The 24,958-nt window shown below is 40.5% G+C and carries 27 protein-coding genes; 20 read left to right on the forward strand and 7 right to left on the reverse strand.

What is annotated here, in order from left to right; genetic code table 11:
* Nucleotides 1-27 precede the first annotated feature (27 nt).
* The 5 genes from AC1M89_RS08235 to AC1M89_RS08255 are packed head-to-tail and all read left to right on the forward strand — an operon-like array spanning nt 28 to nt 3,904.
* Entirely contained in the window at nt 28-1,299 is a 1,272-nt protein-coding gene (locus AC1M89_RS08235; RefSeq protein WP_481591578.1) for a styrene monooxygenase/indole monooxygenase family protein, read from the forward strand.
* Nucleotides 1,286-1,810, forward strand: a complete 525-nt coding sequence (locus AC1M89_RS08240) for a flavin reductase family protein (RefSeq protein ID WP_092766728.1) — start codon at nt 1,286-1,288, stop codon at nt 1,808-1,810. The genes AC1M89_RS08235 and AC1M89_RS08240 overlap by 14 nt, the downstream gene beginning before the upstream one ends.
* The gene (locus AC1M89_RS08245) at nt 1,807-2,577 is read left to right on the forward strand and encodes an SDR family oxidoreductase (protein WP_092766729.1); all 771 of its coding nucleotides are present in this window, start codon (nt 1,807-1,809) and stop codon (nt 2,575-2,577) included. Before AC1M89_RS08240 ends, AC1M89_RS08245 begins: the two co-directional genes overlap by 4 nt.
* Nucleotides 2,574-2,906 (forward strand): non-heme iron oxygenase ferredoxin subunit, encoded by a 333-nt coding sequence (locus AC1M89_RS08250; RefSeq protein ID WP_092766730.1) that lies wholly within the window; start codon nt 2,574-2,576, stop codon nt 2,904-2,906. Before AC1M89_RS08245 ends, AC1M89_RS08250 begins: the two co-directional genes overlap by 4 nt.
* 5 nt (nt 2,907-2,911) lie before the next feature.
* Nucleotides 2,912-3,904, forward strand: a complete 993-nt coding sequence (locus AC1M89_RS08255) for a 2Fe-2S iron-sulfur cluster-binding protein (protein ID WP_481591577.1) — start codon at nt 2,912-2,914, stop codon at nt 3,902-3,904.
* 35 nt (nt 3,905-3,939) lie between these two features.
* Here AC1M89_RS08255 and AC1M89_RS08260 read toward each other — a convergent pair whose 3' ends face one another.
* Nucleotides 3,940-4,587: a response regulator transcription factor gene (locus AC1M89_RS08260; protein WP_092766732.1), complete on the reverse strand. Its 648-nt coding sequence runs from the start codon at nt 4,585-4,587 to the stop codon at nt 3,940-3,942.
* On the reverse strand, nt 4,578-6,065 hold the full coding sequence (locus tag AC1M89_RS08265) for a PAS domain S-box protein (RefSeq protein ID WP_481591576.1): 1,488 nt from the start codon (nt 6,063-6,065) through the stop codon (nt 4,578-4,580). The genes AC1M89_RS08260 and AC1M89_RS08265 overlap by 10 nt, the downstream gene beginning before the upstream one ends.
* Nucleotides 6,066-6,457: 392 nt before the next feature.
* Here AC1M89_RS08265 and AC1M89_RS08270 point away from each other — a divergent pair, with 392 nt between their 5' ends.
* The 5 genes from AC1M89_RS08270 (at nt 6,458) to AC1M89_RS08290 (ending at nt 9,878) form a co-directional block, all read left to right on the forward strand.
* A complete protein-coding gene (locus AC1M89_RS08270) occupies nt 6,458-7,345 on the forward strand; it encodes a DMT family transporter (RefSeq protein WP_481591575.1) in 888 nt (295 codons plus the stop codon).
* Between the two features lie 171 nt (nt 7,346-7,516).
* Nucleotides 7,517-8,002, forward strand: coding sequence for an urease accessory protein UreE (ureE, locus tag AC1M89_RS08275; RefSeq protein WP_481591590.1), 486 nt, complete (start codon nt 7,517-7,519; stop codon nt 8,000-8,002).
* The gene (locus tag AC1M89_RS08280) at nt 7,989-8,654 is read left to right on the forward strand and encodes an urease accessory protein UreF (protein WP_481590387.1); all 666 of its coding nucleotides are present in this window, start codon (nt 7,989-7,991) and stop codon (nt 8,652-8,654) included. The genes ureE and AC1M89_RS08280 overlap by 14 nt, the downstream gene beginning before the upstream one ends.
* A gap of 22 nt (nt 8,655-8,676) precedes the next feature.
* Entirely contained in the window at nt 8,677-9,291 is a 615-nt protein-coding gene (ureG, locus tag AC1M89_RS08285) for an urease accessory protein UreG (protein WP_035266791.1), read from the forward strand.
* Nucleotides 9,292-9,308: 17 nt separating this feature from the next.
* A complete protein-coding gene (locus tag AC1M89_RS08290; RefSeq protein WP_035266789.1) occupies nt 9,309-9,878 on the forward strand; it encodes a HupE/UreJ family protein in 570 nt (189 codons plus the stop codon).
* Nucleotides 9,879-9,937: 59 nt separating this feature from the next.
* Here the strand turns inward: AC1M89_RS08290 and AC1M89_RS08295 are convergent, their stop codons facing one another.
* Nucleotides 9,938-11,848 (reverse strand): ATP-binding cassette domain-containing protein, encoded by a 1,911-nt coding sequence (locus AC1M89_RS08295; RefSeq protein ID WP_481591574.1) that lies wholly within the window; start codon nt 11,846-11,848, stop codon nt 9,938-9,940.
* A gap of 34 nt (nt 11,849-11,882) precedes the next feature.
* Here AC1M89_RS08295 and AC1M89_RS08300 point away from each other — a divergent pair, with 34 nt between their 5' ends.
* The 4 genes from AC1M89_RS08300 to topA all read left to right on the forward strand — a co-directional run bounded on the left by AC1M89_RS08300 (nt 11,883) and on the right by topA (nt 16,577).
* Nucleotides 11,883-12,128 carry a SlyX family protein gene (locus tag AC1M89_RS08300; RefSeq protein WP_035266784.1) on the forward strand — a complete coding sequence of 82 codons (246 nt, stop codon included), beginning with the start codon at nt 11,883-11,885 and terminating at the stop codon, nt 12,126-12,128.
* 112 nt (nt 12,129-12,240) lie between these two features.
* Entirely contained in the window at nt 12,241-13,251 is a 1,011-nt protein-coding gene (locus tag AC1M89_RS08305; RefSeq protein WP_481591573.1) for a hypothetical protein, read from the forward strand.
* 204 nt (nt 13,252-13,455) lie between these two features.
* Complete coding sequence (locus tag AC1M89_RS08310) at nt 13,456-13,905, forward strand: ammonium transporter (RefSeq protein WP_481587602.1); 450 nt, start codon at nt 13,456-13,458, stop codon at nt 13,903-13,905.
* Between the two features lie 32 nt (nt 13,906-13,937).
* Entirely contained in the window at nt 13,938-16,577 is a 2,640-nt protein-coding gene (topA, locus tag AC1M89_RS08315) for a type I DNA topoisomerase (RefSeq protein WP_481591572.1), read from the forward strand.
* Nucleotides 16,578-16,632: 55 nt separating this feature from the next.
* On the opposite strand, the gene AC1M89_RS08320 is transcribed toward topA, so the two are convergent.
* A complete protein-coding gene (locus AC1M89_RS08320) occupies nt 16,633-17,148 on the reverse strand; it encodes a hypothetical protein (RefSeq protein ID WP_481588666.1) in 516 nt (171 codons plus the stop codon).
* 134 nt (nt 17,149-17,282) lie between these two features.
* On the opposite strand from AC1M89_RS08320, the gene AC1M89_RS08325 reads away from it, so the two are divergent.
* The 6 genes from AC1M89_RS08325 to AC1M89_RS08350 all read left to right on the forward strand — a co-directional run bounded on the left by AC1M89_RS08325 (nt 17,283) and on the right by AC1M89_RS08350 (nt 22,571).
* Complete coding sequence (locus tag AC1M89_RS08325; RefSeq protein WP_481591571.1) at nt 17,283-18,425, forward strand: glycerate kinase family protein; 1,143 nt, start codon at nt 17,283-17,285, stop codon at nt 18,423-18,425.
* A gap of 102 nt (nt 18,426-18,527) precedes the next feature.
* Entirely contained in the window at nt 18,528-20,516 is a 1,989-nt protein-coding gene (locus tag AC1M89_RS08330; protein WP_481591570.1) for an ATP-dependent helicase, read from the forward strand.
* A gap of 80 nt (nt 20,517-20,596) precedes the next feature.
* A complete protein-coding gene (locus AC1M89_RS08335; protein ID WP_035266766.1) occupies nt 20,597-20,848 on the forward strand; it encodes an RNA recognition motif domain-containing protein in 252 nt (83 codons plus the stop codon).
* Between the two features lie 297 nt (nt 20,849-21,145).
* Complete coding sequence (locus AC1M89_RS08340) at nt 21,146-21,472, forward strand: hypothetical protein (RefSeq protein WP_481591569.1); 327 nt, start codon at nt 21,146-21,148, stop codon at nt 21,470-21,472.
* A gap of 194 nt (nt 21,473-21,666) precedes the next feature.
* Entirely contained in the window at nt 21,667-22,170 is a 504-nt protein-coding gene (locus tag AC1M89_RS08345; RefSeq protein ID WP_481591568.1) for a DUF6586 family protein, read from the forward strand.
* A gap of 122 nt (nt 22,171-22,292) precedes the next feature.
* Entirely contained in the window at nt 22,293-22,571 is a 279-nt protein-coding gene (locus AC1M89_RS08350) for a hypothetical protein (protein WP_035266758.1), read from the forward strand.
* Nucleotides 22,572-22,607: 36 nt separating this feature from the next.
* Here AC1M89_RS08350 and AC1M89_RS08355 read toward each other — a convergent pair whose 3' ends face one another.
* From AC1M89_RS08355 to rpmB, 3 genes are all read right to left on the reverse strand, one after another.
* Nucleotides 22,608-24,326 carry a cation:proton antiporter gene (locus AC1M89_RS08355; RefSeq protein ID WP_179998680.1) on the reverse strand — a complete coding sequence of 573 codons (1,719 nt, stop codon included), beginning with the start codon at nt 24,324-24,326 and terminating at the stop codon, nt 22,608-22,610.
* Nucleotides 24,327-24,477: 151 nt separating this feature from the next.
* Nucleotides 24,478-24,633, reverse strand: a complete 156-nt coding sequence (gene rpmG / locus AC1M89_RS08360; protein WP_001205031.1) for a 50S ribosomal protein L33 — start codon at nt 24,631-24,633, stop codon at nt 24,478-24,480.
* A gap of 12 nt (nt 24,634-24,645) precedes the next feature.
* Nucleotides 24,646-24,882 carry a 50S ribosomal protein L28 gene (gene rpmB / locus AC1M89_RS08365; RefSeq protein WP_000048256.1) on the reverse strand — a complete coding sequence of 79 codons (237 nt, stop codon included), beginning with the start codon at nt 24,880-24,882 and terminating at the stop codon, nt 24,646-24,648.
* Nucleotides 24,883-24,958 lie beyond the last annotated feature (76 nt).

Raw genomic sequence — 24,958 nt, forward strand, 5'->3', positions numbered from 1 at the left:
ATCAGTACGGCCTAAGGGGAATTCAAGATGAGAAAAATCGCAATTATCGGTGGTGGACAAGCAGGCTTATTACTGGCGTTCTCGCTACTCGAAAATAAATATGATGTCACTTTATATGTAGATCGCCCTGCGGATGAATTGTTACACGGTCGTATGGTCAGTACCACGATGTTCTTCGCCAATACATTAGAGTTTGAACGCAAACTTGGTTTGAATTTCTGGGATGGTAAAGCCCATCATGGTCAAGCCATTCATGTAGATTTCCGTGGTCCAGATGGTTCAATTGCATTGCCACTTACAGGATTCTTGCATCAGAACAAAGGTATCGCGATGGATCAGCGAACCAAGTATCACCGTTGGTTAGAAGAATATCCACGCCGTGGTGGCAAGCTCATCATTCAAAATGTCAGTCCAGAAGATTTGGAAGTAATCACTGCTGAAAATGATCTGACGATTTTGGCGGCAGGTAAGGGCAATATCACGAGCCTATTCAAACGTAATGAAACACGTTCAGTGCATCAAACACCGCCACGTAAATTGGCTGCTGCACTCGTCGTAGGTGATGATTTGTGTGGTCCAAATAGTTGGCAAGGTCAACCCTCACAGACCTTACATTTCAACTTCGTGGCAGGTGCAGGTGAATACTTCAGTATGCCATTCTACAGTCACACGCATGGTCCATGTCGTAGTTTCTTATTTGAATGTGTACCGAATGGTCCAATGGATATCTTCGATGATGTGACATCTGGCGAAGAAATGGTCCAACGCATGAAAGAAGCGGTTGCCAAAGTAACACCAGATCAAAGCTTCCGTATGGTCGATAATATGGAATTAAGTGATCCAAATGCATGGCTCAAAGGTGCATTCCGCCCTGAAGTTCGAGATCCTGTTGCAACCTTAGATAACGGTGCAAAAATTTGGGGGATTGGAGACACTGTCATTGTAAATGATCCAATCGCAGGACAAGGCGCAAACAATGCAACTCGTATGGTGGAGCATTATTTAGCTGCGATTTTAGCACGAGGTGATGAAGACTTTAGTGCAGATTGGATGACAGAAGTATTCGAGCAATTCTGGGAAAAGTCAGGTCGTTATACCACAGAATTTACCAACTTGCTGTTAAACCCACCAAGTGAAAGCTTATTGCAAGTGTTAGGCGCAGCATCGCAAAACCAAGCGATTGCAGATGATTTTATGGGGCATTTCAACAATCCATGTGGTTTCTGGCCAGCGGTAGATGGTGAAGCTGGGGCAAAAGAATACTTGTCACGAAAGGAGTTTCAACATGCAGCTGCCTGAATTACTTTGGCAGGATGTTGATCTGGCGGAAGCGAAATCGCTCCGTCAGGCATTTGGTGGCTTTGCGACAGGAGTGGCGATCGTCACTTGCCTAGACCAAGATCAACAACCTGTAGGGTTGACGATTAATTCCTTTAGTTCAGTGTCTTTAGATCCTGCATTGGTGTTATGGAGTTTAGTCAATCATTCTCCAAGCCGATCTATTTTTGAAAATGCTGAATACTTCGCCATTAATATTTTAGGTGCACATCAGCAGGAAGTAGGCTTAAACTTCGCTAAGCCGATTGCGGACAAATTTCAGTATGGTACGTGGAAAATTCAAGGTTCGAAAGCACCTGTTTTAGAAGGATGTGTCGTGCAATTTATTTGCAAAAGAGCTCAACAAATTGAAGCGGGTGATCATCAAATCTTCCTCGGTAAAATTGAGCAATGTCGCCACAGTAATCAACGACCTCTGCTGTTTTGCAAGGGACAATTTAATGAATGGCCTGAGTACAAGGAGGTTTCATGACAGACTTAGATGGAAAAGTCGTCTTGGTGACAGGTGGTGCGACACATATTGGTCAAGCCGTAGTCCAAGAGTTGAAAGGCTTAGGTGCACAGGTCATTGTTGCTGATATTAATCAAACTCAAGGACAGCAAGTTGCACAATCAACCCAAGCTCAGTACGAATTTCTAGATCTCGCTAATGATGACAGTATTCGCACATTAAGTGGAAAACTCACTCAGTTAGACGTCTTGGTTAACCTAGCGTGTTTGTATGAAGATCATGGATCTGAATCTACACGTCAAGATTGGCAAAACACGTTCAATGTCACGGTATTTGGTCACGCAGCGTTAGTACAAGCATGTCGACCACTTTTGAAAAAAAGTACTGATGGTGCCGTAATTAATATCAGCAGTGTCAGTGCACGTATTGCACAAAAAGAACGCTGGGTCTATCCAGCATCTAAAGCAACTTTAGAGCAACTCACACAAAGCATGGCACTGGATCTAGCACAAGATGGTATTCGTGTACATGCACTCTCATTAGGTTGGACTTGGTCCGTCCCAATGCAAATGATTTCCGGCGGAGACCGCGCCAAAACTGATCGAGTGGCAGGACGTTTCCATGTGTTAGGACGTATTGCGGATGCAGAGGAAGTCGCACAAGCATTAAGTTTATTGTGTAGCCCGAAAGCAAAATTACTTACAGGCAGTGTGATTCATGCCGATGGTGGTTATCACATTCTAGGTCCTGAAGCCACAGATTCACCGATAGAGGAGTTAACTCAATGAACATTAAAATGACCAATGTTGCTGAGAAATTTTTGTGTTCAACCTCTGATGTGGAACAGGGTGAGGGACTACAAATCATTATTGACGGTTATCCTCCATTGGCAGTGTTTCACTTAGAAGATGGCGAGTTCTATGTCACCGATGATACGTGTACACATGGTGATGCATCATTGGCAGATGGTGAGATTGATGGCTGTGAAGTGGAGTGCCCATTTCATGCGGGTGCATTTAATATCAAAACCGGTGAACCATGTGGTGCACCTTGTACGATTCCACTGAAAACCTATCAATCGATTGTACGTGACAATAATGTTTATTTGGTGGAGTGATGCCGATGTATAAAATCCAAATAGACGGTCAAGCCGAATTTTATTGTTCAGCTAATGATGTATTGCTACGCGGTGGCTTACGTGAAGGACTAGGCATTCCTTACGAATGTAATGCGGGTGGTTGCGGGACGTGTAAAATCGAAGTCCTGTCAGGTGAAGTAGAAAATTTATGGGCAGATGCACCTGGATTAAGCGATCGTGATAAACGTAAAGGTCGGTTACTGGCGTGTCAGTGTCGCCCCAAATCGGATTGCGTGATTAAGCTTCGTTTAGACGAACAATGTGTTCCTAAAATTATTCCAAAACAAAAAAAAGTAACATTGAAGCATGCTCATTTGGTGACACATGATATTTTGGAAGTACATTTTCAATCAGATGAGCCAGCACAATTTATTCCTGGACAATACGCTTTAATTTGGGTGAATCAAGAGTTACTTCGTGCCTATTCGATGTCCAATCTGCCGAATGACGACGGTTTATGGGTCTTCCAAATTCGACGTGTTCCTGATGGTAAAATGACCAATTTGTTATTTGATGAACAGTTACGTGAAAAGGCTGATATTCAAATTGATGGTCCATATGGGTTAGCGCATTTACAAGAGAAGCCTCGCCCTATTGTCTGTGTGGCTGGTGGTTCTGGACTTGCTCCCATGTTAGCGATTGCTCGTGGCGTTGCAGTTAACCCACATTTGCAACATCAAAAAGTCTGGTTTTTCCATGGTGGTCGTGAGCAACGTGATTTGTTTACTGAAAATCAATTACGTGACTGGACAGAGTTAGGGGAACGCCTCAATTATGTACCTGCAACCTCCTCTGAACTCATTGAAGGTATCCGTTCGGGGTTTATTCATGAAGTGATTCAAGATGTATTAGGCGAACAATTGCGTGAGCATGAAATTTATTGTGCAGGTCCGCCACCGATGGTGAAATCTATTGAACAAATGGCCCATCAAGCAGGTATTCCACAACAACAAATTCATTTTGATCGTTTCTTTTAATCGAAGATATCATTTTTCTCCCGCTCAGGCGATGGTTAACCCATCGCCGGTATTGAGCGATCACGACACATCAAGACCATATTGACGATCTGTGCGATAGATTCAGTTCCTAATTTCTGACGAATATGAGTGCGGTGAATTTCTACTGTTTTATGGCTGATATTCAACATTTGTGCGATATGTTTACTCGAAAGTCCATCGACCAATAAATTTATAATCTCACTTTCTCTTGGTGATAAAGATTTCAATTTAATCATCTGTTCTTGACGTTTTTCTTCTTCAATAAAGTCTTGTTCAGCAAGTTGCAGACAGGCTTGGATTTGATTAAGCATATGTTGTGGATTAAAAGGTTTTTCTAAAAAATCAAATGCCCCAGCTTTCATCGCATTGACCGACATTGGAATGTCGCCGTGGCCAGTCATGAAAATGATCGGCATACGGGTTTTTTGTTGGTTCAATTGTTGTTGTAATTGCAAGCCACTCATTCCTCGCATACGAATGTCAAGAATCAAACATGCAGGCGTTTGCGGGCGCTGATAATTCAGGAATTCAGTAGCACTATTGAATGTTTTTGTTTCGAGTTGCACGGAATCGAGCAACCATGTGAGTGAATTACAAATGTCTTGATCATCATCTATCACATACACAATGGGCTCGGGAACATGAGAATTGGTTAAATACATTTTGTACGCTCCTGTGCTGCCAGAGAGATATTAAAAATAGCGCCGGACTCACCTTCACAGACCCATAAATAACCATGATGGTTTTCAATGATGCTTCGAGACAGAGTTAAGCCAATACCCATGCTGTTGTTTTTACTTGAATAGAAAGATTCAAAAATTTGTTCTGGATTTTGCCCTTCGAGTCCAGGCCCATTATCTGCAATTGCAATTCGAGCATGTTGGTTATGTTGCCAAGTGCGGATATAAATGTCCCTTTCACCCTCAGGGTTAGTTTGTAGAGCATCGACCGCATTGAAGACGAGATTGATAATGACTTGGCTAAAGAGCGTTTCATCTGCTGATATAAAAATAGGCGAAACACTTAATTCATAATGGATGGTACATCCACCTTGATCTGCTTTAAGCTTAATCAAAGGATGTAACTCTTGAATAAGATGACTCACAGAATGAATCTGGAAATTCGCTTCGCCTTTACGTAAAAAGCTTCTCATGCTGTGAATAATGCCATTGACGCGATGTGTTTGATTTAAAGCAGCATTGAGGGCATCAAGAGTCTCTTGTGTGTTGGCTAAACCGTTTTGAATGCGAATAATACTACCTCCAACGTAATTGTTGAGTGCAGCCAGTGGTTGATTTAATTCGTGGGCGAGCGCTGTAGCCAGTTCGCCCATCGTTTTGCAACGTGACATATGACCAAGTTGCTTTTCACGAGCACGTGCTTTTTCTTCAGCCTCAATACGCTCAGTGATATCACGATAATTCACCAATACTCCCTGAATATCAGGGTGATCTAATAAGTTACGATAGGTTGCCTCTTGGTGTCGCCATTTTCCATTGTGGTGCAAGATTTTGTAATGAATCACACCAACTGCACGTTGTTCCGTTTTCTTAAATAGAAGCTGTCTGACTTTAATACGATCATCAGGATGAATTGCAGTTAACACATTCTTATTGAGTACAAAGCGATCCCGATAACCAAGAATACCTTGTAATGATGGGCTGGCATAAAGTAGTTTGCCTTGTAAGTCGAGAATAGCAATTCCATCTCCAGAATGCTCAAGCAGCATTTTGAAATATTGATCTTTAGACTGTAGAGCATATTGATACTTTTTGATTTCGCTGATGTTACGTACTAGAGCGAGAAGCTTTGGTTTATTTTCAATCTCAACTTTTTTAAGACATACTTCAACTGGGATATGACGTTGGTCTTGAGACTCTATTAACCATTCAAATGTGATTGCTTCGTCTTTTGTAGTGGCGGCCTGTTGAACTTTTCGGAGTGCATGATGCAAATCAAAACCATGTTGAAAAGCACTGATCTTTTCAACGTTCATTTGTGTCAATTCAGATTTACTATATCCAGTAAGTTCTACAGCGGCTTCATTGGCATCCATAAATTGGACACTGCCAATATCATGTACAAAAATTGCATCGCCCGCTTTATCAAAAATAGTTTGATAATATTGTAAGCTGGTCATTGTAGGTCCTTACCTGAGATGGCTTCCGGCTATCGGGTATAGGGTGAAATATCGTCACTGATAAATCATTTTTTTTATAAGTAAATACTGCATTAAGGGGCAGCATCTTGCAATTAGACTTAGGGTCTAATTACATACTTTTAACATATAAAAATATTCATGTGAAAAATTTATCAGTGATCTCAATGTTATGCAATTTAGATACCATGTTACTTCAACTGATTTAGGTGACAGTTACACGAGGAATGTTAGCTCAAAAAATATCATCTTTTTATCTAACGAATAAAATCAAACTTTATGCTATCTACATACAATCCTTTTTTGATTAGTCATTACACTGGATGAGGCATAGAATAAAACCCGTCAGTCCTACTCATTAAAGTGATATTTTTATGGCGTTCAGTTGGATTCTCTTTACCCTCATGGCTGCTTTTATGCAGGCTTGGCGCAATGCCTTTCAAAAACAATTGAGTACCACTGTCGATGTATGGGGCGTCACCCTTGCACGCTTTATCTTCGCCTTGCCTTTTGCATTGATTTATTTGAGTAGCCTTTATCACTTCTCACCTGTAACAGCGACTGTTCAATTTACGACAAAATATTGGGTTTATATTTTTATCGCAGGCATTAGCCAAATTTTAGCCACTGCATTGATGGTGCAGTTATTTAAACAAAAAAACTATGCCATTGGCGTGGGACTGGCTAAAAGTGAAGCGATCTTAGCTGCAATCATTGGCGTTGCTTTTCTCTCTGATCATTTGTCATGGTTGGTATGGTTTGGGGTGTTACTGGGTGGTTTTGCTGTGTTTCTGTTGAGTCGGGGACATGGTTTTACAGGATTTTCACCCAAAACACTGGTGATTGGCATCGGAAGTGGTTTGTGTTTTGCTATCACTTCACTATTGGTTAGAGAGGCCAGTCTTGAACTAACAATGTTGCCAACAATTCATCGCGCTGCATGGGTATTACTGTCGGTGATTGGCTTACAATGTTTGAGTATGCTTTTGTATCTCAGTTTATTCAGTCATCAAACGTTGCTGGCGATGTGGCAACGTCTAGGACTGACCTTTAAAGTCAGTGTATGTAGTTTTATGGCATCTCTCGGATGGTTTACTGCCATGAGTATGATGAGTGTCCCAGTTGTAAAAACACTTGGTCAAATTGAAATCTTATTTAGTTTGTTGATCTCCGCTTATTTCTTTAAAGAAAAGTTAGCGAAAGCCGAACATTGGGGATTAGCCTTAGTTGTGATTGCAGCAATCTTGGTGATTTGGGCTTAAATATTTTTAGAGATCATCAAATATTATTTAATAAGAAAGAAGGGGATGCACCAATAGATTTCATGTTGGCATGAATAATGCTTAATTTTGATGCGTAAATGGATTGATGTTGAACAAGACATTTCGCGAGTTGAAATTAAAGCAAAGTATTCAAGCGACAATAGGAAAGGCATGAAAATCTATACTCAAAGAATAGAAGCAGTGACAGAAGATCAAGCTTTCGAAACTGTGCAACTCAACTTTGATACACGACAAAAGAGCCGTTTTCGTGCAACTTTAGTTTCAGGGTGCGATATTGGTGCAGATTTACCGCGCACAGGTATTCTTCGCGGCGGATCATTTATTGCAACTGAATCAGGTGACTTACTGCGGGTGGACGCATTGCCCGAACGCCTGATGTGTGCCCAAGCTTCTTCTGATTTTGAGCTTTTGAAAGCAGCCTATCATTTAGGGAATCGTCATGTCCCTCTTATGCTCACTCCTCATGCATTATATTTTGAACCTGATCATGTCTTAGCAGAAATGGTCGAAGGATTGGGTTTAATGGTGACTGAAGTGGATCATCCATTTGAGCCAGAAAGTGGTGCTTATGCTCAGCATGGACATGATCATCGTCTCAGCCCAATCAAAGCGATTCATGCTCATGCGCATCACTAATGCAGCTCACTTACTCAAACTGTTAACTTTGTCGTCTACAGCTTTGCCTGTAGGCGCTTATTGCTATTCGCAAGGTGTTGAAAGTGCGATCGATCAAGGTTTGATCCATGATGAGCAATCCAGTATTGCGTACTTCGAAGAAGTTCTGGAAATGCTTTTGGTTCGTTTTGAGCTACCTGTATTGAAGCGTTTGATGCAGGCCCATGATGATGAACAGCAGTTTAATCATTGGGCGCAGTTGTATCGAGCCAGTCGTGAAAGTCGTGAGTTATTGGCTGAATCGCAGCAGTTGGCATTTTCCTTGAACGCATGGATTAAAGATGTATTGAAAATGCCCGTTACGGTCAAAAAACAACTTGGATTTGTACCTGTATATGCTCAGTTATGTGGGCGATTGGATCTGAATATCGAAGATGTTTTAACGGCGTATACATTTACTGTTTTAGAAAACCAAGTACTTGGCGCAGTCAAAACTGTGCCGCTCGGACAGATGAGTGGTCAACGAATTTTGTGGCATTTACATGGTTTAGTCCCAGATGCCATAACGCATGCAATGTGTATAGAAGATCATCAACTCAGCAGTGCCTTACCTCAATATGCCATGCTCAGCATGTCCCATGAAACACAATATTCGCGTTTATTTAGATCTTAAAAATTATCATAAGGAATCAATCATGTCAGAACGTTCTCCTTTACGTGTCGGAATTGGTGGACCAGTCGGCTCTGGTAAAACAGCACTGACTTTAAATTTATGCCGTGCATTACGTAATAAATACAATATGGCGGTGGTGACCAATGATATTTATACAAAAGAAGATTCCAACTTCTTAACTCGTCATGAAGCCATGTCACCCGATCGTATTGTGGGGGTGGAAACTGGCGGTTGCCCTCATACGGCTATTCGTGAAGATGCCTCAATCAATTTGGCAGCGATTGATGACTTATGTGAAAAGTTTGATGGTCTAGAGTTAATTATCATTGAAAGTGGTGGCGATAATTTGGCAGCAACGTTTAGCCCTGAACTGTCTGATCTGACGTTATATGTGATTGATGTTGCTGGTGGTGAAAAAATTCCACGTAAAGGTGGTCCAGGCATCACCAAGTCTGACTTACTGATTATCAATAAAACAGATCTGGCGCCAATGGTTGGAGCGAATTTGCAGGTGATGGACCAAGATGCCAAGCGTATGCGAGGAGATAAACCGTTCTTGTTTTCAAACATGAAAACTGAAGATGGTTTAAACGAGATTATCAGTTTTATTGAAAAACAAGGTTTATTCAAAGCTTAAACAAGAGGGCTTAAAGGATGAAACAATGCAATAAATTCGGTCTATTCATTCTGGCAAGTGTTCCGAGCCTTGTAATGGCACATCCAGGCCATCATCACCATGACGCTAATTTTTGGACGGGCTTCATTCATCCGTTTACAGGATTGGATCATTTGATGATGGCACTCAGTTTCGGCGTTTTGATGTGGAGCATGTCTAAAATTTGGAAGATGATAGGGGCATGGGGCTTGCTTACAGCGCTTGTTGCTGGATTCAGTTTAGGTGCGCATGGAATTATTCCGAATGGCGTTGCAGAAATTGGAATTGTAGGTTCATTGTTCATCTTAGCTGTAAGTTTATGGACCAAATCGAACAGAATTTTTCCAGTTGCAGCAGTGTTTCTATCAGTTTTTCATGGTTCAGCACACGGAGCTGAATTAGCGATGAATGGAAATGTTGGCGTTCAGATTTTAGGCATGATTACTGCCATGGCAATGATTTATGCTCTTGGACTGGGTTTAGGGGCATTGATGGTGAAATTTGTTCCACAAGGTAAAAAGATTGTAGGTGTGCTAGCAGCATTGGTTGCAGTAATTGGTTTAGCGTGATCAAACTTGGCAAAATAAAAAAACTCCGCAAGCGCGGAGTTTTTTATTCATCAGGGTAATCAGCCACCATTCGCAAGACTTTCAAGCGCTTCCCAGCGCTCTAATTTCTCTAAAAGTAACTCATCAATTTCAGTAAGGCGAATCGAAAGTTGAGTTGCTTTGTCACTATCTGTCACAAATAAAGAACCATCAGCTAAAAGCGCATTAATCTCGGCTTGTTCCTTTTCCAAAGCTTCCATTTCAGCAGGAAGTTGTTCTAAAGTACGTTGATCTTTATAGCTTAGTTTTACTTTTTTAACTGCGGGTGCAGGGGTTGCCGCCGCTTCAGCTTTTGCAGCTGCTTTCTTCACCGCAGATTTCTGATCGACTACAGTTTGATCAGGACGTTGCATGAGGTAGTCTTGATAACCACCGACATATTCATCGATATTGCCTTTGCCATCGAATACCCAAGTTGAGGTCACGACATTGTCCATAAAGGCACGGTCATGCGAGATCAACAATAAAGTTCCTTTGTAATCACTGAGCATCTCTTCAAGCAGCTCAAGCGTCACCATATCCAAGTCATTGGTTGGCTCATCCATCACGATGAGGTTCGATGGTTTAAGCAGTAATTTCGCTAATAAAATGCGGTTACGTTCACCACCAGAAAGGGCTTTTACAGGTGTACGAGCACGCTCAGGGGAGAACAAGAAATCTTGTAAATAGCTATAGATATGACGACGTCCGCCATTGATATCGACAAAGTCTGACCCTTCGGCCACGTTGTCTTTTACCGATTTTTCAAGATCGAGCACGTTACGAAGCTGGTCAAAATAAGCCACTTCGAGTTGTGTCCCTGTTTTGACCGTACCTGAGTGTTCTTGTTGACCCAAAATTGCTTTGATCAGCGTGGTTTTACCGACACCGTTGTCACCGACTAGACCAATACGGTCACCGCGTAGCACCAATGCGTTAAAGTTTTTGATAATTGGAGGATTGTCGCCAAATTGCACACTGAGGTTTTCAATTTCGAAGACCACTTTGCCTGAACGTTGAGCATCTTGGGTGGCCATGCTCACTTTGCCTTGCTGCGAACGGCGGGCTTTAGATTCTTCTCGTAATGCTTTTAAGGCACGCACACGACCTTCGTTACGGGTACGACGTGCTTTAATACCTTGACGAATCCAAACTTCTTCTTCTGCTAACTTTTTATCGAACAGCGCATTTTGTTTTTCTTCTGCTTCCATCTGTGCAGCTTTGAGTTCGAGGTAACGTGAATAGTTCCCTTCATAACTGCGTAAGATGCCACGATCCAGTTCCACAATACGTGTAGCAATACTGTCTACAAATGAACGGTCATGCGAAATGAAGAGTAATGTTAGATTATTTTGATCGAGTAAGAATTTTTCTAACCACTCGATACTTTCAACATCTAAATGGTTCGTTGGTTCGTCGAGTAACAAAACATCAGGTTGGGTGAGTAGTGCGCGTGCAAGAAGCACACGACGTTTACGACCACCTGAAAGATCAGCTAAATCAGCATCAGGATCAAGTCCCATTTTACTGAGGATTGAATTCACTTTAGTTTCAAGTGCCCAACCATCTAATTGATCCATTTTATGTTGCAAGTTACCCATGCGATCGCAAGCTTCCATATCGCCGACTACACAAGCTTCGCTTGCTTCGTGATAAGCTCTAAGAACAGAAGCTGCTTCACCTGCGCCATCTGCCACAATATCTGCAACACGTCCCGAGTCCATTGGCACGTCTTGAGCCAGCATAGAAATGGTAATACCATTTTGCAGGGAAACTTCACCAGCGTCAGGCAATAAACTTCCATCAATGAGTTTAAGTAAAGTAGACTTACCCTCACCATTACGGCCAATCAAACACACTCGTTCGCCGCGCTCTAAACTAAAATTCGCGCCGTCGAGTAAGTACGGTCCACCAAATGCGAGTTGGACGTCCCTTAAGGTAATATAGGCCATAATGTTTCCTGAAATCCCCTGATGAGGACTTATAATGTCGAATCAAAAAAATCTAAATGAGCAGGCGTCATTTTCCGCACCCATAGAAGATTTGCAAGTCCGAATTGCATTTTTAGATGAATTAGTTGATCAGTTAAATATTCAAATTGCATTACAAAGCCGTGAAATCAGCGATTTAAAGAAACAAATGCAAATTTTGTATCAACGTGTTGAAGCTACTCATGCTGACGATGGTGTTGCTCCATTTGATCCAATTTTGGATAAACCGCCACATTATTAAGACGTGACATAAATACTGATTATTTATTAAGAAGTATGCGTAAATAGTTTGACCTTTGATATGAAGGTCGTTGTAATAGTCTTTTCACTTGCCGAATTCTGAATCTTATCCTATGAGCGCTAAAGTTGTCCTAATAGATCTTGAAAATAACATGCCGACTTCGACGTTATTTCGGGAGATTGTGCAACATTACACCACGACCTATCTATTTCATTCGAAAGGGAGTTTTTATTACAGTCTCACTGATTTGACTGAATTTGCGAGTTGGATTAGTAGTGGTCAAATTGTCATTTTAGAAATGCTTGAGGCAAAAGAAAAAGAATTTGAGTACGCTGTGATTGTGGGGCAAATCTTGGCATTGGTTGAGCATGGCGCAGAGATTGATGTGATTTCTGCACGAGACTGTAGCACCATGTTGGCTGACATGATGCGAGCTTCTGGCATTCAATGTAATTTGATACAGGTACAACCAGAGCAACCTGTGTCAAAACTCAAATACAACGTGCCTTCAGTTGAAACTATTCGTCAAAATCATGATTTATTTAAAGTAAAGCAGTATTGTGATGTTGTGGTTCGTATGGAAGGGAAGCCCAACACCTTAGCTAAGCTTAAAAACTCGATCGAGAATACGTTGCGCATAAATGACGAGCACAGCGCTAAATTGATTGGCATGCTGATTAATTTAAAGGTAGTTAAAAAAGAAGGTGAGCAAATTTCCTTTCGTAAAAAGGTATTAAAGCAGTGGGCTCAATTGGATATGAATGTTGATGAAGATGTAGTAGCAGACCACAAGCTTGGTCAGGTAGATGCGTTATTGGCGAAGCTACATATCGAAGCAAAAGACATTTTAGCTGAAATTGAAGAGTCACAAGACATTCAACATATTCAGAGTGATTTGTTTAAAAATTTTGAAAAAATAGATCCTGTCCAGCTGGAAGTCATCCAAAAATTGAACGCTTTAAAATCCGGAAAGCCTAAAGATATTTATGAACTGCGTGATTTATTAGAACAGCTATTTCCAAAATCTGATGTGCGATTATTGCTTAAGGAAATGATTGATAAGGGATATATTTATTGGAATGGTCATGAAGTACTTTATAGCCATGAGATGTTTTTGAACTAAAATATGCCTAGGAAAAAAGCGATGATTTTATCGCTTTTTTTTTATTTCAGTTGCACTGTGCTTAGGTGGGTTATACCACATCGTGCCTTATTTGGTTCAGGTCTCAATACTGGTTTCATGCCGCTATAAATCGTATTTTTAATTTTCAACTTGCCTTTTATATTCGGCTTATGCAACTCTAATATAAGAAGCAAAAGGTGAACTATGGAAAATGCTGGACTTTGGATAACGATTCTTATCGTTGTGTTTGTGCTGGGCTCGATCTTCGGATTACGTGTAAATCCAAGAGAAAAAGCTTTGGGGATTATGCGTGAGAAAGCGCGAAAAATGGGATTACACCCACGTTTGATTGCTGCACCTTCATGGACCAATATTCCAATGGCATCAGAAAATCGTGCCAGTATGGTGGCGTATTACAGCGTTATCATTCCTGATGGTCGCCTACCTTTAATGCGCGCTTTGGTTGAAAATGAAAAACTCAATGTTGTTCACGGAAATGAGAAATTTAATGATTTCCCCATTGCATTAAAAGGGATTTATGCTATTGATATGCAGTCTAATTGCGTCGGTTTGTACTGGAATGAAGAAGAAGATCTTCACGCTACACAACTTGATGAAATGAAAGCACTTTTACATAAATTGGCTGAAATTTAATTTTTTTAATCTTATAGGAATAACGGTTCACTATGGCGAATGCTCCTAAGTCCACATCCAAAAGCGCTACAGCTCAATCGTCAGAAGCTGGAAAAAAACGTGCTTTAGTGATCGTCGAGTCGCCTGCTAAAGCGAAGACCATTAATAAATACTTAGGTTCAAACTACATTGTGAAATCATCTGTGGGTCATGTCCGTGACTTACCAACAGGTGCTTCAAAAAGTACGGAAAAGAAACCAGTAACACGTACCAAACAGACTGCTGAAGAGAAAGCTGAAAAAGCTCAACAGGCACTGATTAATCGTATGGGGGTAGACCCTGAGCACGGTTGGAAAGCACACTATGAAGTGCTTCCTGGTAAAGAAAATGTTGTTTCAGAACTGAAAAAGCTTGCTTCGCAGGTTGACGAGGTCTATCTCGCAACCGATTTGGACCGCGAAGGAGAAGCAATTGCTTGGCATTTAAAAGAAGTCATTGGTGGTGATGACTCTCGTTATAGACGTGTGGTTTTCAACGAAATTACTAAAAATGCCATTCAAGAAGCATTTAAACAGCCTGCTCGTTTAGACATTGATAAAGTCAATGCACAACAAGCACGCCGTTTCCTTGATCGTATTGTTGGCTTTATGATTTCACCACTATTGTGGGAGAAGATCGCACGTGGTTTATCTGCGGGTCGTGTACAGTCAGTTGCTGCGAAACTTGTGGTAGAGCGTGAGCGAGAAATTCGTGCTTTTATTCCTGAAGAATATTGGCAAGTTTTTGCAGATACCAAATCTAAAAAAGATGATATTCGTTTAGAAGCAGTCAAACAGTCAGGTAAGACATTAAAACTTCAAAACAAAGCACAAACAGATGCTTTATTGGATGTTTTAAAAGAAGCTGAATTTAAAGTTGCTGCCCGTGAAGATAAACCGACCAAAGTTAATCCGAGCGCACCCTATATCACATCGACCTTACAACAAGCAGCAAGTACTCGACTTGGTTTCTCTGTAAAGAAAACAATGACGATGGCACAGCGCTTGTATGAGGCAGGTTATATTACCTATATGCGTACCGACTCTACATTCTTGAGTGATGATGCGGTCAATATGGTACGTGGACATATCGAAACCGAGTATGGTGAAAAATATCTTCCTGCAAAGCCAAACCGTTTTGGAAATAAAGCAGGTGCGCAAGAAGCCCATGAAGCGATTCGTCCATCAAACGTCGCGTTGAAGGGTGATCAGCTTGCGGGCGTAGATCGCGATGCTCAGCGTCTATATGATCTGATTTGGCGTCAGTTTGTTGCATGTCAAATGACACCTGCTGAATATTTGTCTTCGACAATCTTGGTCGATGCAAACGGTGTAGAACTTAAAGCTAAAGGTCGTACTTTGGTATTTGATGGCTTTACGAAAGTACGTGGCCAGAACAAGTCGGATGATGATGTTTTACTGCCTGCTGTGAAAGTGGGTGAAGTTCTGCAACTTCAAAAGTTAGATCCTTCGCAACATTTCACTAAACCACCTGCACGTTTTACAGAAGCATCATTGGTGAAAGAGCTTGAGAAAAAAGGCATTGGTCGTCCTTCAACTTACGCAGCGATTATTTCAACGATCCAAGATCGTGGCTATGTGAAATTGGATAACCGTCGTCTCTATGCAGAGAAGATGGGTGAAATCGTTACAGATCGTTTGGACGAAAGTTTTAACAACTTAATGAATTATGCATTTACTGCAGATCTAGAAGGTCAACTGGATAAAGTTGCAGATGGTGAGCGTAATTGGAAAGAGTTATTAGATAGTTTCTATGGTGATTTTAAGAAACGTCTGACTACTGCACAGGGTGAAAATGGCATGCGCCGTAATCAGCCTGTTGAAGTTGATGCTGTGCATTGTAAAGAATGTGATCGTCCGATGCAGATTCGTACCGGTACCACAGGTGTATTCTTAGGTTGTTCTGGCTATAACTTACCACCGAAAGAACGTTGTAAAGGTACACTCAACTTAACGCCAGTAGAGTCCTTGGCCGCATTATCTGATGATGAGTCTGCAGAAACCGCAGATTTAATGTCGAAAAAACGTTGCCCAATTTGCGAAACAGCAATGGATAGCTATGTTATTGATGGTGGTCGTAAACTTCATATCTGTGGGAACAATCCAGACTGCGAAGGTTTTGAGCTTGAAGAAGGTGAGTTCAAAATTAAAGGGTACGATGGTCCAACAATTCCATGTGACAAATGCGATGGTGAGATGCAGTTAAAGACAGGGCGTTTTGGTCCTTATTTTGCCTGCACAAGCTGTGAAAATACACGTAAAGTATTGAAGAACGGTCAACCAGCGCCTCCTCGTGTCGACCCGATTAAAATGGAACATTTGCGCTCAACGAAACACGACGACTTTTTCGTATTACGTGATGGAGCAGCAGGCTTATTCTTAGCAGCAAGTAAATTCCCTAAAGTACGTGAAACTCGTGCTCCTAAGGTTGCGGAATTGCGTACGGTTGCTGAACAGCTAGATCCAAAGTATCAGTTTATTCTGCAAGCGCCAGATACTGACCCTGATGGAAACCCAACTTTAGTGAAGTTTAGTCGTAAAAATCAAGCGCAATATATTGGTTCTGAAACGCCTGAAGGTAAACAAACGAAATGGTCTTTGATTTACCAAGATGGTAAATGGATTGAAGCTTAACGTTTAAATAACAGAAAATGCTGACTTAGGTCAGCATTTTTTTATGACATTAAATTTATTGTCTTACACATACTCTTGAGAGATTTTCTATTTCTGTATCAAATAGAATGAAATTCGCAATCATTTCTTTGTTATCGAGTTTTTTAATTAGTAATTTCACAGCATCAGGATCAGCTAAAGCTGATTTAAGGTTTAATTGCTCTTCAACTTGAGCATTGTCTATTTCAAATTTCAGTAATTTATTTTGATCAATTGTGAGTATATGTTCTTGTAAACTCCATTGAGCTTCAGATTGGGTATAAGCAATTGCTTTCTCGTTATCTTTAATAAAGGTCATTTGATTTTTTTCAAAATATTGACCATTTGGTTTGAACTCAGACACTATTTCGCTTTTCGCAGCATAACCCATGTAATCCATTTCTTCAGTACATTTCCATTTGGCTGAAAGTGCTGATAATTGAATATTTTCACTACTGTGTGAATTGGTTGCAGACGAGCTGGTAGCTTGATTACATACAAAAATGAATGTACACAGCACTAAAGTTTTTTTAAATATTTGATATTTTTGCATTGTTATACCGTTATTTTTTTTGGGGAATTGTAAGTTTATTACAATATATATAAGGGTTCTATTTGAAAAATTGAAAATCTCAATGTAATAAATAAGTATCTGAATTAATTTAAATATGAGAATAGCAATAAAGCATGCAGCAAAGGATAGAAACTTTTATTTTGGCTCCCGACTCTTTCAAAGAAAGCATGCCTGCTGAGCAGGTATGCATGATTATGAAAAATGCAATCCATAAAGTCTTACCCGATGCACAATGTATTTTGAATCCAATGGCAGATGGTGGTGAAGGAACCATTGATGCATTGGTCATGGCAAAATCAGGATTAAAAATCGCGTGCGAAGTACAAGGCCCATTCGCTAATCAGCGTGTCATGACTCATTTTGGATTAATTGATCAGGGACAAACAGCAGTCATTGAAATGGCGAAAGCCAATGGCATTCATCTCATACCACCTCATTTAAGAAATCCTTTGTTCACTAATACTGTAGGAACAGGGCAACTGATTGCCGCAGCTCTCGAATTCGGTGTGAAAAAGATCATCATCGGATTGGGTGGGAGTGTGACCAATGATGGTGGTGCTGGTATGGCGCATGCTTTGGGCGTGAAATTTATTAATCAATATCATGAAGTATTTGAGCCAACAGGTGGAAACTTAAACCAAATCGATTCCATTGATGTGTCACAACTCGACCCAAGATTGACTAAAACAGATATTGTTATTGCTTCAGATGTAAACAATCCATTATGTGGTCCACTTGGCGCATCTTATATTTTTGGTCCGCAAAAAGGGGCAACACCTGAAATGGTGCAAGTATTGGATCATAATTTATTGCACTTTGCAGGGGTGGTAGAGCAGCAGCTTTTAGTCGATTTACGTCATCGATCTGGTGCTGGTGCAGCAGGTGGTTTGGGATTTGGTTTGATGGCATTTACAGGCGCAGATATTCGATCGGGTGCTGAATTAATCATTGAGGAAACTCAATTGGCTGAAAAAATTGAGCAAGCTGATTATGTATTTACGGGTGAAGGGAAAATTGATACTCAGACTCAATTTGGTAAAACCCCATTTGCCGTTGCTCAAGTCGCATATCGGCACAACAAGCCTGTATTTGCATTCGCTGGTAGAGTTGGTGAAGGAGTAGAACCATTGTACGAACAAGGGTTTCATCACATCTGTAGTATTAATCCTCTGGATCAAAGTTTGTCAGAATCCTTGAAAAATGCAGTTCAGAATTTAGATTTAACGGTACAAAATATCGTAAGGCAGTATATCTAATTCTCTATGTAAGTGGGCTTTGATGTTTAAAACTGAAGCGTGTTTGTATTTTCTAAATCTAGCTCTGTTAAACTATTGTTATTGTAAAATTGATGAGTAGCGATGAGTTTAGACAGCCTGATTGATGAATTAAATCCTCAACAAAAACAAGCTGCAACCACAGAAGCCTTACATAGTTTGGTGTTGGCGGGTGCGGGCTGTGGTAAAACCAAAACGATTGTGGCACGTGCTGCTTATCTCATTGATCAAGGTGTACCCGCCAATCAAATTCAAATTTTGACGTTTACGCGTCGTGCTGCCAGTGAAATCGTGGCGCGTGTCGAATTGGCACTCGGTGAACAAGCAAAAGGATTACGAGCATCAACATTCCATACTTTTTGTATGTACTTGCTGCGTCGTATACCAAAAGCTTTCAGCTTAGCGCAATTCTCAATTATTGATCGTGATGATCAACTCATGATGTTTCGTTTGATACGTGGTAAAGATGATAAGAAGAATCCCAATCAGCTCCCGAAGCCTGCTGAATTATGTGATCTGTATTCATATGCTAGAAATACGCGTCAAAAGCTAAGTGTTGCCATAGAAAAGCAAATGCCTGAATTCTTAGCAATGAAAGACCTGATTGCAGAAATCATGAAAGAATATGAAACTCGAAAGCAGGCACGTAGCTTTCTTGATTATGACGATATTCTTGCGATCGTGGCATCAGCTTTAGCACAGTCTGAGGGTCTAGTCGATTATGTGGCCTCGATTTGCAGACATATGCTTGTGGATGAAATGCAAGACACCAATCCATTGCAATGGGCGCTATTAGAGCCTTTAAAGGATCGAGTAAGTTTGTTTTGTGTCGGGGATGATGCTCAATCGATTTATGGTTTTCGTGGAGCAGATTTCGAAAACATTCATCATTTTAAAGAGCGTGTGCCAGCAGCACAGATCTTTAAATTAGAAAAAAACTACCGATCTACTCAAGAAATTTTAGATTTATCAAATTGGTTGCTTGATCAAAGTGAGATTAAATATGACAAGCGCTTAAATGCGTATCGAGGTACAGGCATAAAGCCTAAAATTCATATTTTCCCGAATGAGTTTGATGAAGCAAAATGGATTGCCATAGATATTAAAGAGCGACATTTGCTTGAGGGAAGTCCTTGGCGCGATCATATGGTTCTGGTACGTTCAAGCTTTGCAGCTCGTCATATTGAAGCAGCTTTCATTGCAGCGAATGTCCCATATCGGTTTATTGGTGGTATGAAACTTCTTGAAACTGCGCATGTTAAGGATTTACTGAGTTTACTACGGGTCATTGCCAATCCTTCAGACGATATTGCATGGATGCGGTTTTTGACGCTTTGGGATGGGGTCGGTGATGTTGGCGCAAGCCGTTTAGCGCAACAGTTGTTACAGGACCCTCAAGATGACGTCATTGCGGAAAAACTAGAAAAATTTGGACGTATTCCTGCTGAGGCTCTACTCATTATGAAGCAGTTGAATGTGTTAAAGACTGAAGTTCAAGCTTGCGTAAGCTTGGCAATTCAGGCAATAGAAATTCAGTTGAGTGAAAATTACAAAAAGGATTGGGGGCGTCGTCAAGGAGACTTTGAGTTGGTGAAACAGTTAGCTTCAAAACATACTCAGTTAAGTGAGTTTTTAGAAGCCTACGTGCTTGATCCAGTTTCAATCAGTGAAATCGAACGCCAGTCAGATACTGATGTTGTTACCTTGATCACGATACATTCTGCTAAAGGAACTGAACAAAAAGTTTGTTACGTGGCGAATGTGACACCTGGTCAGTATCCACATGCAAGAGCTCAAGGGGATTTTGATGAAGTTGAAGAAGAACGCCGTGTGCTTTATGTAGCACTTACCCGTGCACAAAATGAATTGATTTTAACCAAGCAAAATTTGGTGACGTGGGCAAGGGAACAAGTCGATGAGCAAGGACGAAAAGTTGAAAGCTATTTTCTTAATAATCTTTCAAGACATTTGTGTACAAGTGAAACACATTATAAAACCAGGCAGCAAACGGTTAAGAGTGCTTTGATTGAGCGACAGTCGATTAATTTAGATTTTGGAATTGATCTCGATTAAACTATCTAGATTGTTTCATACAAAAAGTAGAGTAGGCGCGTACTTTTTGGTTTTTTTGCCTATCTTCTTAAGGTTTTTTCATGAAAATTTTAGTTCGTAACTTAGAGCGCAGCATTACTGAAGCTGAGATTCTGGAGTTATTTCAGCAGTTTGGAACAGTAGACTCATGTACATTGGTGTTAGATGCTGCAACAGGCAAATCGAAAGGATTTGCCTTTGTTGAAATGCCACATGGCCGTGAAGCTGTGAAAGCAATTAAGGGGCTGAACACCCGTAAAGTTAAAGGTGCAGGTATTCGAGTAAAAGCTGCAGACGAAAAGCCAGAAGCATAACTTGATGTCTAAATAAAGTAGGAGCAGTTATTGCTCCTTTTTATTTGATATTTTATTTAATTTTACTAATAAATATGAATCTTTTTTAGCTTTTTTGACCAACTTTTGTACTTTGAAGAGTTGACATATTTTTGAAATTTATTTCTGTTATATATTAATATTTTTATTAAAAACATACATTTAAAATCACATTTATATACAAATTATTGTGAAGTATATCTTAATAATAGATTGAATAAGTTTGAGTGAAGTGTGTAGTATAAAAGCTCCATTATAAAACCCCAAAAGGTTATAAAAATGTCTATTCAAGAATTAAATCATCTAGAAACAGAAATCGTATCAGGTGCAGGTACGTTAATCGGTGACACGCTTCAAAACGCATCAAACCTATTTTCGAGCACATTGAATGTTCAAGCTCCAATTTGGAAGCCATTGAGCCTAATTCCTGGTGTTGGTACAGTTCATCAAGCAATTGATGTTGGCTTCCTTGCGATTTCAGAAGGTCTTTACAGGGCTGGAACACTGTTAGGTGGCGATCAAGATCAGGTCAAATTTCATTATGACAATGAAAAAGGCGATGGGACTTATAATCCATTAGGAATTTTTAAGGGTATTGTTCGCTAATATAACCTTAGATTCATTCGAAAGGGTCAGCCATGCATTTGGCTGGCTTTTTTATTTAAGCAGTATGCATTAATAATCAGGCTTTCAATCAATCTTGTTGATCTAAAATTAATCTTGATTTTTTTCTTAAAAGCATTGCGTGATATGGCGTCAACATTTAAGTTGTATGACATAAATGTTGTTAGGAAGTTTTCATGTCTCGTGTTGCTCGTTTTCATGCAGATCGCACTAATCAAAAACTCTATTTTGCCCGTCTATCATGTCAGCAAGCAGAACAGACAGAGCATATTCAACAAGCTCAAGCCCATCGTGAAGCGGCAGTCTTTCATTTGCATGGAGCGGTCTTGGCATTTTTGCAAGAGTTGGTGCGTTATTACCGTTTAAATGATTTTTCACCTACATTAAAATCTATTGAAGAGCATATGGCCGCTAAAGGGCAAGTTTCTCCAGAAATCACCGTGTTACAGCATCTTGCAAAGGATGGTTTTATTGCAGAACTAAAGCGCGCTTATCGTATGTGCCAGTATGCACCTGAACCAAGTGCACCAGAACCTGAGGATGAGACTTCTTCAAATCTTATTATTAAAGTCACGCAGACACCTCAAGCGTGGTTGCCAGACACTCAAATTCTTCGAGAGTGGCATCGTGACTTAACCCATCTTATTGACGGTTTTCGTAACGAAATGGTTGAGTTTTAATTGTAATCATGACAGTTTTAAACGATTAGACTTGAAATATAAATTTTAGAACTTATATAAAATAGTCTAAGCAATGCAAAGTGCATTCAGCATTTTGCCACCATGTGAATCATGGAGGGTATATGTCTATAGAGCAATTGAAAGAATTATTCGGAACACAAGAAGCAATTTTAGAATTGGTGCAACTTGAGAATGGCGAGTTAGCTCTTCGTCACGCTGCATCCGAGGATGAGCCACTTGTGAAAATTCAATTTAATGATGAAGTGAAAGCTTTATTAGGTGATCATATGCCTTTGATTGCCCAACACATGATTCAGGCTGCGTTATTTGCACTTCTCGAAAAACAATCGAATGAATGGCATGCGGAAGTCGTAGATGAAAAACCACAGTTTTATAGCTAAGAAAAAACCGCGCAAATAGCGCGGTTTTTATTTTACTTAGTGAGATGGTGCATGATGATGTGCGATTTCAATTTGATTTAGAATATGATTGCTCATGTTCTTCGCCATTTCTTCCTTCGCGTAATACACTTCACCAATTTCATCTGCACGTATTGCTTCAGCTTCTTCTTTACTTTCTGCACAGATCAAAACTTGAATCTGTGGATTCAGAAGTTTGGCAGTATCTACAATCTTATGAATATCTAAAATATCCATCGGCGAGATAATTAAAAGCCTCGCATGTTGTATATGCGCTTGAATTAATACGCCCGGTTCTGTTGCTGAACCTGATACTGCAGCAATATCTTTTGCACGTAGTTTTTCAACAATTTCTCGATTTTCTTCAGCAATCACCACTTTGATGTTATTTTCCATCAGTGTTTTTGTTAAGCGACGTCCAACTTCTCCATGACCGACCATGACCACTTGATCGCGCAGGTAGTCCTGTGAGACCTCGTCAGGTAACATCGCCAATGGATCACCACTACGCTCAAGCAAACGAGCCAAATGCGAGCGCTCACGAATCCATTTCTGTACGGGTTCAATGGCTGAAAATAAAACAGAATTGAGCGAAATAGAAAATAATGCCCCGGCTAAAATCAAGTTTTGAGCTTCAGGGGTTAATAATCCTATAGATAGACCGAGTGTTGCCAAGATAAAGGAGAACTCACCGATTTGAGCCAGTGAGGCACCTACTGTAAGTGCGGTATTTAATGGATAGCGGAAGAACAAAACCAGCGCCATTGCTGCTAATGTTTTTCCGATCATGATAATGCCAATCACAGCCAGAATATGAAGTGGTTCTTCAACGATAATTGTTGGGTCAAACAACATTCCGACAGAGACGAAGAATAGGATGGAGAATATCTCACGCAGTGGTAACGTTTCTTCTTCAGCACGATGACTGAAGTCAGACTCTTTAACCACCATCCCAGCAAAGAATGCACCTAATGCCATTGAAACGCCAAAAACTGCATACGAACCATAGGCAATGGATACGGCTGCTGCAACCACAGTCAATGTAAATAGCTCGCGAGAACCTAAGCGTACGACAAACTGAATAATTTTAGGGATGAGGCGCTTACCTATAATCAGCATAAAGGCGATAAAGCCCGCAACTTTAAGTAAGGTTATTCCTAAAGTCACAAAGACATTTTGATCTGGATTGGCGCCTTCGAGTGCTGTTCCGCCGAGGAGTACGGCTGTAGCGGGTAATAAAACTAAAGCGAGCACCATAACTAGGTCTTCGACGAGTAGCCATCCCACAGCAATTTTTCCATTGACTGAATCCAATAAGCCTCGGTCACCCAAAGCTTTCAGGAGTACCACAGTACTCGCACAAGATAAGCTTAAGCCAAACACCAATGCTGACCCAAAACTCCATCCCCATAGCATAGAGACGCCAATCCCGAGGATGGTAGCCACTGTGATTTGTAAAATTGCACCAGGGACAGCAATACGCCGAACTTGCATTAAATCTTTCAGTGAAAAGTGCATCCCGACACCGAACATCAAAAACATGACACCCAGTTCTGCGAGTTGATTGGCTAGTGTGATATCGGCGACGATACCGGGGGTTTTGGGGCTAATAATAATGCCGGCAATGAGATAGCCAACAAGAGGGGGTAGACGTAAACGTGCGGCGATAAAGCCAAAAATAAGGGCTAAGCCAAAACCAACCGCAAGCAATATAATTAAATCTACATCATGTGGCACTAATCACCCCTTAAATATTTATAAATTATGAATTGGCTTTTGAGCTGTATAAGCATAAAAAATGCCAAACTGAGATTAAATTTTAACAACCTGAAGAAAAAAAAGGCAAAAAAAACGACCCAATGGGTCGTATTTTTTTAAAGAACTAAAATTATTTGATTTTAGCTTCTTTGAAGATTACGTGTTGACGGATTTTTGGATCAAATTTTTTGATTTCCATTTTTTCCGGCATAGTACGTTTGTTCTTAGTAGTGGTATAGAAATAACCTGTACCAGCAGAAGAAACTAGGCGAATCTTATCACGCATTTTCGTTGCTCCTTAGATCTTTTGACCTTGAGCACGTAGGTCAGCAACAACCTTTTCGATGCCCAATTTGTCGATAATACGCATACCTTTAGTAGTTAGACGAAGACGTACGAAACGTTTTTCGCTTTCTAACCAAAAACGGTGGTGGTGCAGGTTCGGCTCGAACCGGCGCTTAGTTTTGTTGTTGGCGTGTGAGACGTTGTTACCAACGACTGGACGCTTGCCGGTAACTTGGCAAACCTTAGACATGGTGTAACTCCATTGATTTAGCCAACAGCAAACCTGTATGGCCAGTCAAAATAAAACGGATTGAATTCATTCAAGG

The sequence above is a fragment of the Acinetobacter sp. ANC_7635 genome (assembly GCF_056779945.1).

Excerpts from the sequence above, each read along its gene's own strand:
- AC1M89_RS08235 (WP_481591578.1), top strand. The coding sequence starts at position 28 with ATGAGAAAAATCGCAATTATCGGTGGTGGACAAGCAGGCTTATTACTG.
- AC1M89_RS08240 (WP_092766728.1), top strand. The coding sequence starts at position 1,286 with ATGCAGCTGCCTGAATTACTTTGGCAGGATGTTGATCTGGCGGAAGCG.
- AC1M89_RS08245 (WP_092766729.1), top strand. The coding sequence starts at position 1,807 with ATGACAGACTTAGATGGAAAAGTCGTCTTGGTGACAGGTGGTGCGACA.
- AC1M89_RS08250 (WP_092766730.1), top strand. The coding sequence starts at position 2,574 with ATGAACATTAAAATGACCAATGTTGCTGAGAAATTTTTGTGTTCAACC.
- AC1M89_RS08255 (WP_481591577.1), top strand. The coding sequence starts at position 2,912 with ATGTATAAAATCCAAATAGACGGTCAAGCCGAATTTTATTGTTCAGCT.
- AC1M89_RS08260 (WP_092766732.1), bottom strand. The coding sequence starts at position 4,587 with ATGTATTTAACCAATTCTCATGTTCCCGAGCCCATTGTGTATGTGATA.
- AC1M89_RS08265 (WP_481591576.1), bottom strand. The coding sequence starts at position 6,065 with ATGACCAGCTTACAATATTATCAAACTATTTTTGATAAAGCGGGCGAT.
- AC1M89_RS08270 (WP_481591575.1), top strand. The coding sequence starts at position 6,458 with ATGGCGTTCAGTTGGATTCTCTTTACCCTCATGGCTGCTTTTATGCAG.
- ureE (WP_481591590.1), top strand. The coding sequence starts at position 7,517 with ATGAAAATCTATACTCAAAGAATAGAAGCAGTGACAGAAGATCAAGCT.
- AC1M89_RS08280 (WP_481590387.1), top strand. The coding sequence starts at position 7,989 with ATGCGCATCACTAATGCAGCTCACTTACTCAAACTGTTAACTTTGTCG.
- ureG (WP_035266791.1), top strand. The coding sequence starts at position 8,677 with ATGTCAGAACGTTCTCCTTTACGTGTCGGAATTGGTGGACCAGTCGGC.
- AC1M89_RS08290 (WP_035266789.1), top strand. The coding sequence starts at position 9,309 with ATGAAACAATGCAATAAATTCGGTCTATTCATTCTGGCAAGTGTTCCG.
- AC1M89_RS08295 (WP_481591574.1), bottom strand. The coding sequence starts at position 11,848 with ATGGCCTATATTACCTTAAGGGACGTCCAACTCGCATTTGGTGGACCG.
- AC1M89_RS08300 (WP_035266784.1), top strand. The coding sequence starts at position 11,883 with ATGTCGAATCAAAAAAATCTAAATGAGCAGGCGTCATTTTCCGCACCC.
- AC1M89_RS08305 (WP_481591573.1), top strand. The coding sequence starts at position 12,241 with ATGAGCGCTAAAGTTGTCCTAATAGATCTTGAAAATAACATGCCGACT.
- AC1M89_RS08310 (WP_481587602.1), top strand. The coding sequence starts at position 13,456 with ATGGAAAATGCTGGACTTTGGATAACGATTCTTATCGTTGTGTTTGTG.
- topA (WP_481591572.1), top strand. The coding sequence starts at position 13,938 with ATGGCGAATGCTCCTAAGTCCACATCCAAAAGCGCTACAGCTCAATCG.
- AC1M89_RS08320 (WP_481588666.1), bottom strand. The coding sequence starts at position 17,148 with ATGCAAAAATATCAAATATTTAAAAAAACTTTAGTGCTGTGTACATTC.
- AC1M89_RS08325 (WP_481591571.1), top strand. The coding sequence starts at position 17,283 with ATGCAGCAAAGGATAGAAACTTTTATTTTGGCTCCCGACTCTTTCAAA.
- AC1M89_RS08330 (WP_481591570.1), top strand. The coding sequence starts at position 18,528 with ATGAGTTTAGACAGCCTGATTGATGAATTAAATCCTCAACAAAAACAA.
- AC1M89_RS08335 (WP_035266766.1), top strand. The coding sequence starts at position 20,597 with ATGAAAATTTTAGTTCGTAACTTAGAGCGCAGCATTACTGAAGCTGAG.
- AC1M89_RS08340 (WP_481591569.1), top strand. The coding sequence starts at position 21,146 with ATGTCTATTCAAGAATTAAATCATCTAGAAACAGAAATCGTATCAGGT.
- AC1M89_RS08345 (WP_481591568.1), top strand. The coding sequence starts at position 21,667 with ATGTCTCGTGTTGCTCGTTTTCATGCAGATCGCACTAATCAAAAACTC.
- AC1M89_RS08350 (WP_035266758.1), top strand. The coding sequence starts at position 22,293 with ATGTCTATAGAGCAATTGAAAGAATTATTCGGAACACAAGAAGCAATT.
- rpmG (WP_001205031.1), bottom strand. The coding sequence starts at position 24,633 with ATGCGTGATAAGATTCGCCTAGTTTCTTCTGCTGGTACAGGTTATTTC.
- rpmB (WP_000048256.1), bottom strand. The coding sequence starts at position 24,882 with ATGTCTAAGGTTTGCCAAGTTACCGGCAAGCGTCCAGTCGTTGGTAAC.